Source organism: Ruegeria sp. BHSB064 (assembly GCF_059613205.1).
Genome location: NZ_JBXWSB010000223.1, coordinates 1 through 3,064, shown reverse-complemented (window position 1 = coordinate 3,064; position 3,064 = coordinate 1). Strand labels below are relative to the sequence as shown.

General features: G+C 58.5%; 2 protein-coding genes. One reads left to right on the top strand and one right to left on the bottom strand.

What is annotated here, in order from left to right; all coding sequences use genetic code 11:
• Nucleotides 1-94: 94 nt before the first annotated feature.
• The gene (locus tag AC2FNU_RS24435) at nt 95-1,156 is read right to left on the bottom strand and encodes an NAD-dependent epimerase/dehydratase family protein (RefSeq protein ID WP_496794079.1); all 1,062 of its coding nucleotides are present in this window, start codon (nt 1,154-1,156) and stop codon (nt 95-97) included.
• Nucleotides 1,157-1,388: 232 nt separating this feature from the next.
• Between AC2FNU_RS24435 and AC2FNU_RS24430 the strand changes: the two genes are divergently transcribed.
• On the top strand, nt 1,389-2,864 hold the full coding sequence (locus AC2FNU_RS24430) for an oligosaccharide flippase family protein (protein WP_496794075.1): 1,476 nt from the start codon (nt 1,389-1,391) through the stop codon (nt 2,862-2,864).
• Nucleotides 2,865-3,064 lie beyond the last annotated feature (200 nt).

Sequence of the window (3,064 nt, the reverse complement as noted above, 5' to 3'; positions counted from 1 at the left end):
GCTCTGAAATAAAGAGAAACACCCGAAGTATCAGCGGCTTAAGCTTCGGGTGTCTCGATGTTTTCAGAGACCAGGGTCCGGGGCTGTGCCCGGTTCAGCTGGCCTGTGCGCGGGCGATCTGCCGTCCTGGTTTCTCCAGTCCGCGTTCTGTCAGGGATTCCTCGAAATCCTGCGCCAGAGCCTCGCGGTCGTGGCTGTCGAAATACCAGCGGATCGTACGGTCCAGCCCGTCCGAGAAGCTGACCTCGGGCTCCCAGTCCAACAGGGTCTTGGCCAGGCTGTTATCGGCCACCCGGTTGTATGGGCCGGTTGGCTTGCTCAGGTCTCGCTTGATCTCGGCATCGCGGTTGGTGCGCTCAAGGATCATCTGTGCGGCCTGCAGAACGGATGTGCGTTCCATTGTGCCCAGGTTGATCGCGGTGCCGTCCTCGATCCGTTCAGCTGCGCGGATCGTGCCTTCGACGATATCCGATACATAGGTCCAGTTGCGGATCTGTTCTCCGGTACCCCAGACGATAAAGGGGTTCTGCTGCAGGAACGCCCGCCCGATCATTGCAACCACCGCGTGGTTGGCCGGGCAGCGTTCGCCATAGGCGGTGAAATAGCGGACCGAGGCGCATTTGAACCCATGCTCTTCGTGGTAGGCCTTGAGCGACAGCTCTGCCATCAGTTTAGCCCAGCCATAAAGGTCATCGGCCTCATAGGGCGGTTTGACCAGATCTTCGGTCAGATACAGGGTCTCGCTGGGGTCAGCCTGAATGCTGGTCGGATAGACACAGCCTGAGGACGCGAAGGTAAATTGTTCAACCCCGGCCTTGTGCGCCTCGCGGATCATGATGCTGTCCAGCGCCAGATTGGTCGAACAGGCAGCCTGGTGGGTGCTGATATAGCCGCGCCCGCCATGGGTGGCGGCCAGGTGAAACACGACATTCATGTCCGAGACGGCCTTGGCGGCGGTTGTCGGGTCCAGCAGGTCGGCCTCGGCAAATTCCACCCGGCCGCTTTGCAGGACGTCTTCGATATTTTCGCGAATTCCGCTGGAAAGGTCGTCAACAACCCGGACATATGCGCCGCGCTTGACCAGGCTTTCCACAAGATGGGATCCGATAAAAGAACACCCGCCTGTCACGAGCACGTTCTTTGAAGACCAATCCATTTTTCAATCCTTTCAAACCAACTCAATCTGTACATTCGCCGCCTGCGCAATCCGCTGGCCGCAGAAATCAGGGCCAGCTTGGGCAAACGCCGATAAAACAATGAACGCTCCACCGTTCCGATGAAAACTCTGACGGCAAAAATCCCGCCCGTCAACAACCCCGATTGACAGCTTTTGCTGCGTGTGCACGCTTTTGTTTCAGGCCGCCGGTTCGTGTGGAATTTGCGATCGAATGGCCGCCGCCGGAAACCTGTTTGCCAGCAACGGAATGTCGATGAAACGAGAGTTCACCACCAGCGTGGCCTGGAGCACAGCAGCCAGCTGGGTGGAGCAAATTGCAGCAGCCCTTATTTTTCTGATCATTGCCAAGCTGATCGGGGTGGAAAGCTTTGGCATTGTTTCGATGGCGTTTGCCTTCCTGTTTCTGGGCGAGTTTCTGGTCCGTGACACGATCGCCGAGGCCATCGTCGAGCGGCACAAAATTGAACCCGGACGGCTGGAGGCCACCTTTGCTGTTCTGATGGCCCTTTCCGTAGTGATCGTTCTTGTTTTGGCGGTAATCGCGCATATCGCGGCGATTGTTTACAAAGAGCCAATTGTCGCCCCGCTGCTGATTGCGGCCAGCCCGACCGTTCTGATGATCGCCGCGGCGGGGGTTCCGCTGGCGCTGCTCAGGCGGCGGTTGGCATATAAGACACTGGCGATCCGCACGGTTGTCGGGGTGATGCTGGGGGGGAGCGTGGGCATCGGGATGGCGCTGAACGGGTTTGGCGCCTGGAGCCTTGTGGGTCAGCGCCTGACCGAAATTGCGGTCAACAGCCTTCTGACCTTTATCGCAGCAGGGTGGGTGCCCAGAAAATGGCCTTCCCGGTCTGAACTGGCGCTGGTGCGGGGACTGGGGCCTCGGGTTCTGCAATTGCGGTTTGTGACCCTGGTCATCTTTCAGACACCAACTGTCATGCTGGGTTATTTTGCCGATCCGCGTGCGGTGGGCCTGTTTGCCTTTGCCGCGCGGCTGGCCGAGATCGTTCTGACCGTGTTTGTCAAAAGCCTTCAAAGTGTGGCGCAATCGGTCGTGGCCGAGTTGCGCCGCAAGCGGGACGCGACGGCGGGATTTTATCTGGACCTGACTGAACTTGCCGCGATCAGCGGCTTTGTGGCCTATGCGGGTTTGGCCCTGATTTCTTATCCTTTGGTCGAACTTCTTCTGGGCCCCGACTGGCGCGAGGCCGGTCAGATCCTGCCGTTCTTGTGTCTGGCTTATGCGGTGATTTCTCTGACGTCCATTCAAGAGGCCTATCTGCTGGCCGTCGACAGGCCGAAACCCTTTTTATGGGCTACCCTTGCAGAGGCCGTCCTTGGTCTGATCCTGATTGCCTTGGCCAGCCAGTACGGCCCGGTTGCAACCGCTGCTGCCGTGGCGGTGCGGACATTGGTGGCCCTACCACTGCGCATGAGGGCTACCCATGCGCCCGAGGGCATTTCGGCCCTGCAGTTTCTGCGTGGCCTCAAGGCACCGCTGGCCCTTGCCGCTGGGATGTCCCTGATTGTCGGGACATGGCGGCTGGCGATGCTTGGTCATATTTCCGATGCGCTTTATGTTGCGTCGGCAATTCTGATCGGGGCCGGGTCTGTGGGTTTGATCCTGTTTTGCTTCATGCCGGGCGCTGTTGCCCGGCTGCGCACGTTTACGCATGCCTCGCCATGAAGGGGGGCGGGATGCTAAAGTTGGTTTTAAGATAAAACGTCCCGGTGCCGCATTGTCCGCAGGCATCTGAGGCCGAAGAAGTGAAGGAAGATACCAAGCGGCATTTGATGAGTGGACTTTTACAAGGTGTGAGAACGTTATGATTGATTGGTTAAAGAAAAAGTTCTTTCTGGTGAAATGGGGCGGGGTGGCACGGCGGT